Origin of the sequence: Pseudomonas sp. JAI120 (assembly GCF_014207255.1) — a bacterium.
In the GTDB taxonomy this organism is placed as follows: Bacteria; Pseudomonadota; Gammaproteobacteria; order Pseudomonadales; family Pseudomonadaceae; genus Aquipseudomonas.
Genome location: NZ_JACHCZ010000001.1, coordinates 2,521,431 through 2,527,792 on the forward strand (window position 1 = coordinate 2,521,431; position 6,362 = coordinate 2,527,792).

General features: G+C 58.0%; 5 protein-coding genes, 1 tRNA gene and 1 rRNA gene. 1 reads left to right on the plus strand and 6 read right to left on the minus strand.

The window, feature by feature from the left end; translation table 11 throughout:
* Nucleotides 1-19: 19 nt before the first annotated feature.
* The 5 genes from secF to queA all read right to left on the minus strand — a co-directional run bounded on the left by secF (nt 20) and on the right by queA (nt 5,430).
* Nucleotides 20-934 (minus strand): protein translocase subunit SecF, encoded by a 915-nt coding sequence (gene secF, locus HDC32_RS11845; RefSeq protein WP_131697997.1) that lies wholly within the window; start codon nt 932-934, stop codon nt 20-22.
* A 9-nt stretch (nt 935-943) separates the two neighbouring features.
* Nucleotides 944-2,815, minus strand: a complete 1,872-nt coding sequence (gene secD / locus HDC32_RS11850) for a protein translocase subunit SecD (protein ID WP_131697998.1) — start codon at nt 2,813-2,815, stop codon at nt 944-946.
* A 62-nt stretch (nt 2,816-2,877) separates the two neighbouring features.
* Nucleotides 2,878-3,216: a preprotein translocase subunit YajC gene (gene yajC, locus HDC32_RS11855; protein WP_003175975.1), complete on the minus strand. Its 339-nt coding sequence runs from the start codon at nt 3,214-3,216 to the stop codon at nt 2,878-2,880.
* Nucleotides 3,217-3,259: 43 nt separating this feature from the next.
* On the minus strand, nt 3,260-4,375 hold the full coding sequence (gene tgt / locus HDC32_RS11860; protein ID WP_167655194.1) for a tRNA guanosine(34) transglycosylase Tgt: 1,116 nt from the start codon (nt 4,373-4,375) through the stop codon (nt 3,260-3,262).
* A gap of 5 nt (nt 4,376-4,380) precedes the next feature.
* Nucleotides 4,381-5,430 (minus strand): tRNA preQ1(34) S-adenosylmethionine ribosyltransferase-isomerase QueA, encoded by a 1,050-nt coding sequence (gene queA, locus HDC32_RS11865; protein ID WP_145338384.1) that lies wholly within the window; start codon nt 5,428-5,430, stop codon nt 4,381-4,383.
* A gap of 108 nt (nt 5,431-5,538) precedes the next feature.
* Here queA and HDC32_RS11870 point away from each other — a divergent pair.
* Nucleotides 5,539-5,623 (plus strand) — tRNA-Leu (locus HDC32_RS11870).
* Nucleotides 5,624-6,088: 465 nt separating this feature from the next.
* Here HDC32_RS11870 and rrf read toward each other — a convergent pair.
* A 5S ribosomal RNA gene (gene rrf, locus HDC32_RS11875) occupies nt 6,089-6,204 on the minus strand.
* Nucleotides 6,205-6,362 lie beyond the last annotated feature (158 nt).

Genomic DNA, 6,362 nt, shown 5'->3' on the forward strand with positions numbered 1-6,362 from the left:
GCAGATCAACAAGCGTCCATCAAGGGCGGTCGTCGACCTCCTTGCCGGTAGCAGCAGGAGGGATCAAGTCTTCGCTGTTGAGGTTCAGCCAGATCAGCACCACGTTGGCGATGTAGATCGACGAGTAGGTACCCGCCAGGACGCCGATGAACAGTGCCAGGGAGAAGCCCCACAGGTTGTCACCACCGAAGATCATCAGTGCCGCGATCGCCAGCAAGGTGGAGATCGACGTCGCCATGGTCCGCAGCAGGGTCTGGGTGGTGGAGATGTTGATGTTCTCGATCAGCGACGCCTTGCGCAGCACGCGGAAGTTCTCACGAACCCGGTCGAATACCACAATGGTGTCGTTGAGGGAGTAACCAATGATCGCCAGCACGGCCGCCAGTACGGTCAGGTCGAAGGTGATCTGGAAGAACGCCAGGATACCCACGGTCACGATCACGTCGTGGATCAGCGACACAATGGCGCCGACACCGAACTTCCACTGAAAGCGGAAAGCCAGGTAGATCATGATGCCGACCAGCGCCATCAGCATGCCGAGGCCGCCCTGGTCGCGCAGCTCTTCACCCACTTGCGGGCCCACGAACTCGACGCGCTTAACTGACGCCGGGTTGTCGCCCCCCACCTTCTGCAAGGCTTCAGCTACCTGGTGACCCAGTTGCGGGTCTTCGCCAGGCATGCGCACCAGCAGGTCGGTGGTCGCACCGAAGCTCTGCACGATGGCTTCGTGATAGCCAGCCTTGACCAGCTCTGTGCGCACCAGGGTGACGTCGGCCGGCTTCTCGTAGGTCAGCTCAATGAGCGTACCGCCGGTGAAGTCCAGACCGTAGTTCAGGCCCTTATGGAACCAGCTGAACAACGCCAGAACGGTAAGGAGCACGGTGACGCCGAACGCAATGTTGCGAACGCCCATGAAGTTGATTGTACGTAACATGGCAGCCCCTTAAATCCACAACTTCTTGAAGTCACGCCCGCCAAAGATCAGGTTGACCATTGCGCGGGTCACCATGATGGCCGTGAACATCGAGGTAAAGATACCGAGGGACATGGTTACCGCAAAACCTTTGACAGGGCCGGTGCCCATGGCAAAGAGAATCCCGCCGACCAGCAATGTGGTCAGGTTGGAGTCGAGAATCGCGGTAAATGCCCGGCCGAAGCCTTCGTTGATTGCACGCTGCACGGTCATGCCGGCTGCGATCTCTTCACGAATCCGCGAGAAGATCAGCACGTTGGCGTCTACCGCCATACCCATGGTGAGTACAATACCGGCGATACCTGGCAGGGTCAGCGTAGCGCCCAGCAGCGACATCAGGGCCAGCAGCATCACCATGTTGCCCGCCAGGGCCACGGTGGCAATGATGCCGAAGAAGCGGTAGATGGCGATGATGAACAGCGACACGAACAGCATGCCCCACAACGCCGCGTCGATACCCTTGGTGATGTTGTCGGCACCCAGGCTCGGGCCGATGGTACGCTCTTCAGCGAAGTACATCGGCGCGGCCAGGCCACCGGCACGCAGCAACAGAGCCAGCTCCGAGGATTCGCCCTGGCCGTTCAGGCCGGTGATGCGGAATTGAGCACCCAGCGGCGACTGGATGGTCGCCAGGCTGATGATCTTCTTCTCTTCCTTGAAGGTCTGCACCGGTACGTCTTTCTCGACGCCGTTGACCATTTGCTTGGTGTAGGTGGTCACCGGGCGCTGCTCGATGAAGATCACCGCCATGCTGCGACCAACGTTGCTGCGCGTGGCGCGGCTCATCAGTTCGCCACCATGGCCATCCAGACGGATGTTCACTTCAGGGCTACCGTGCTGCGAGTCGAAACCAGCCTTGGCGTCAGTTACCTGGTCACCGGTGATGATCAAGCCACGCTCGATCAGCGCTGGAGGACGGTTGCCTTCACGGAACTCAAACTCTTCGGAAGTCGCACGGGAAGCACCCGGCTCAGCCGCGAGACGGAATTCCAGGTTGGCGGTTTTACCCAGGATACGCTTGGCTTCAGCGGTGTCCTGCACGCCCGGCAGCTCAACCACGATGCGGTTGGCGCCCTGACGCTGAACGATCGGCTCGGCCACACCCAACTCGTTGACGCGGTTACGTACCGTGGTCAAGTTCTGCTTGATGGAATATTCGCGGATTTCTGCGATTTTGGCCGGGCTCATCGCCAGACGCAGTACAGCCTGACCATTCAGGTCGGCCGGTACGATGTCGAAATCGTTGAAGTTCTTGCGGATCAGCGCACGGGCCTGTTCGCGGGTGGCTTCGTCAGAGAAGCCAAGCTGGATGGCACCGTTGAGCTGCGGCAGACTGCGATAGCGCAGCTTCTCTTTACGCAGCAAGCTCTTCACGTCGCCTTCGTAGACTTTCAGGCGAGCATCGAGAGCTTTGTCCATGTCGACTTCCAGCAGGAAGTGCACACCACCGGACAAGTCCAGACCCAGCTTCATCGGATGCGCGCCAATGTTGCGCAACCACTGTGGGGTGGTCTGCGCCAGGTTCAGCGCAACGACATAGTCGTCACCCATGGCCTTGCGTACGACATCTTTTGCCGGCAATTGGTCTTCTTGCTTGGTCAGGCGCAACAACCCGCCCTTCGCACCAGCTGCCAATGTTGCCGCTTTAACCTGGATACCCGCGTCGGTCAGTGCCTTGCTCGCGCGTTCCAGATCAGCCTGGTTGACCTGCAGGGAAGTGCTGGCGCCAGTGATCTGGATCGCCGGGTCATCAGGGTAAAGATTGGGAGCGGAATAAATAAAACCGATCGCCAGCACCGCCAGGATCAGTAGGTATTTCCACAGAGGGTATTTGTTCAGCATCACGCCGCCCGCTTATAACGCGGGGCGCCTTGCGCGCCCCGTCGATTGGTAAAGGTTGGAACTTAGATCGCTTTGAGCGTGCCTTTTGGCAGCGTGGCGGCGATGGCGCCCTTCTGGAACTTCATTTCCACGGTGTCGGAGACTTCCAGAACCACGAAAGCATCGGAAACCTTGGTGATCTTGCCCGCGATACCGCCGGTGGTCACAACTTCGTCACCTTTCTGCAGGCTGCCCAGCAGGTTCTTCTGCTCTTTGGCACGCTTGGCCTGTGGACGCCAGATCATCAGGTAGAAGATGACCAGGAAGCCGACCAGGAAAATCCACTCGAAACCACCGCCCATAGGGCCGGCAGCAGCAGGCGCAGCGGCGTCAGCCATGGCGTTAGAGATAAAAAAGCTCATTTAGCACTCCAGTTGCAAATAGTGAATCTTAGGGTCGGAAAACTTAGTCCAAGGGCGGCACAGGGAGCCCGCGCTTGGCATAGAAGGCATCGACGAAGGCGGCCAATGTACCCTGTTGAATAGCCTCGCGCAAACCAGCCATCAGGACTTGGTAGTGACGCAAATTGTGGATGGTATTCAACATGCTACCCAGCATTTCCCCGCATTTGTCCAGATGGTGCAGATAAGCACGGGAGAAGTTCTGGCAGGTGTAGCAATCACAGGTGGGATCCAGCGGCGAATCATCATGGCGATGGAACGCGTTACGGATCTTGAGCACGCCTGTATCGATGAACAGATGCCCATTGCGGGCATTACGGGTTGGCATCACGCAATCGAACATGTCCACACCGCGGCGCACACCCTCTACGAGATCTTCGGGTTTGCCAACGCCCATAAGGTAACGAGGTTTGTCAGCGGGCATCAGGCCTGGCAGGTAGTCCAGTACCTTGATCATCTCGTGCTTGGGTTCGCCCACCGACAAACCGCCGATGGCCAGGCCGTCAAAGCCGATTTTGTCGAGGCCTTCCAGCGAGCGTTTGCGCAGGTTTTCATGCATGCCGCCCTGCACGATACCGAACAGCGCAGCGGTGTTATCACCGTGTGCGTTCTTCGAGCGCTGGGCCCAACGCAGCGACAGCTCCATGGAAATCCGCGCAACGTCCTCATCAGCAGGGTACGGTGTGCACTCGTCGAAAATCATCACGATGTCAGAACCCAGGTCGCGTTGCACCTGCATCGACTCTTCCGGGCCCATGAACACTTTGGAACCGTCCACGGGTGAGGCGAAGGTCACGCCCTCCTCCTTGATCTTGCGCATGGCACCCAGGCTGAACACCTGGAAACCACCCGAGTCCGTAAGGATCGGGCCTTGCCACTTCATGAAGTCATGCAGGTCGCCATGCTTCTTGATCACCTCTGTGCCCGGGCGCAGCCACAGGTGAAAGGTGTTGCCGAGGATGATCTCGGCACCGGTGGCGACGATGTCACGCGGCAGCATGCCTTTGACGGTGCCGTAGGTGCCCACCGGCATGAATGCCGGGGTCTCTACCGTACCGCGCGGAAACGTCAGGCGGCCGCGACGGGCTTTGCCGTCGGTGGCGAGCAATTCAAACGACATACGACTCATAGTTGTTCCTCTGGGCCGCGCGGCGCCGGATTACGGGTGATAAACATCGCATCACCGTAGCTGAAAAAACGGTATCCATTGTCGATGGCTGCTTTATACGCCGCCATTGTTTCGGGATAACCCGCGAAGGCCGACACCAGCATCAAGAGCGTGGATTCGGGCAAATGGAAGTTGGTGACCAGGCAATCGACCACATGGAACGGCCGGCCTGGATAAATAAAGATATCGGTGTCGCCACTGAACGGTTTGAGCACGCCATCACGCGCCGCGCTCTCAAGGGAGCGCACGCTGGTGGTGCCCACCGCAACCACCCGCCCGCCGCGCGCCTTGCAGGCGTTAACCGCGTCCACGACGTCCTGGCTGACTTCCAGCCATTCGCTGTGCATATGGTGGTCTTCGATGTTATCCACACGCACCGGCTGAAACGTGCCGGCCCCCACGTGCAGGGTCACATAGGCTGTCTCGACGCCTTTGGCAGTGATCGCATCCAGCAGCAACTGGTCAAAATGCAGCCCGGCAGTCGGCGCGGCAACCGCACCGAGGCGCTGGGAGTAGACCGTTTGATAGCGTTCACGGTCCGAGTCTTCGTCCGGGCGGTCGATATAAGGAGGCAACGGCATATGGCCGACGCGCTCCAGCAACGGCAAAACCTCTTCGGCGAACCGGAGTTCGAACAGCGCATCATGACGCGCCACCATCTCGGCTTCACCGCCACCCTCGATAAGGATGCTCGAACCCGGTTTCGGCGACTTGCTGGAGCGTACGTGGGCCAGCACACGATGGCTGTCCAACACTCGCTCCACCAGAATTTCCAACTTGCCGCCGGATGCTTTCTGGCCAAACAGGCGCGCCGGGATTACCCGGGTATTGTTGAACACCATCAGATCGCCCGGACGCAAATGCTCAAGCAAATCAGTGAATTGACGGTGTGCGAGGGTACCGCTGGCCCCGTCCAGGGTCAGCAGTCGACTGGCGCGACGCTCGGCCAAAGGGTGGCGAGCAATCAGCGAATCAGGGAGTTCAAAAGTAAAGTCAGCAACGCGCATGATGGGGTTCGTCTAGCAGGGCCGGGAAGTCTAGCGGAAATAGTGAAAATAGACCATGAAACGTGATTGACCAACGGTAATCTCATCTCTATACTTCGCCGCCATTGAGCCCTGATGGCGGAATTGGTAGACGCGGCGGATTCAAAATCCGTTTTCGAAAGGAGTGGGAGTTCGAGTCTCCCTCGGGGCACCATCTTAAAGAAAGACCTTGAATTTCAAGGTCTTTTTTTTCGCCTGTAGAAAAGCGCCCTGAGGCCGCAACGGCGCCCAGAGAGCGAGTTAGCACCATCCGCCTCCCTACCCACTATAAAGTCCAGCGAGCCCACTCAGAGGCCTTGCAAAGCCGCTACAACCACCCCTTCTGATTATCAAAGAGCCCACCCAAGGCACCGCTCGAGCTTCGAGCGGGACACTGCTTCACGTGATGGACGAATGCGCCCGCGCCAGAACTCTTCAGGATTCAGAAGCGTGTCAGCGCATTTATTGATGCGATGCAGGCCCTGGAGAAACCGACGTCTTACGAGTAGGAAAAAATGAGGCGGCTGCAGCAAATTTATCGCTGAGAACATTCATGAAATCACCCAGAAATTTTAGGGCACTTTTCGACCGCGCAAAACAAAACCCCATCTGCTTTCGCAAATGGGGTTTCGGAATTTAATCTTGACGATGACCTACTCTCACATGGGGAAACCCCACACTACCATCGGCGATGCATCGTTTCACTGCTGAGTTCGGGATGGGATCAGGTGGTTCCAATGCTCTATGGTCGTCAAGAAATTCGGGTACTGAGTCGCGGCCAGTTGGCCTCGCTTCAGCAAATTGGGTATGTGACAGCTGTCGGTGTTTTGTGAGCATCGAACTTTCGGTTCATTGCGTCTTCACACACCGCAATCTGATGCTCTTTCGAGTAGTCAAATTGCTTGGGTGTTATA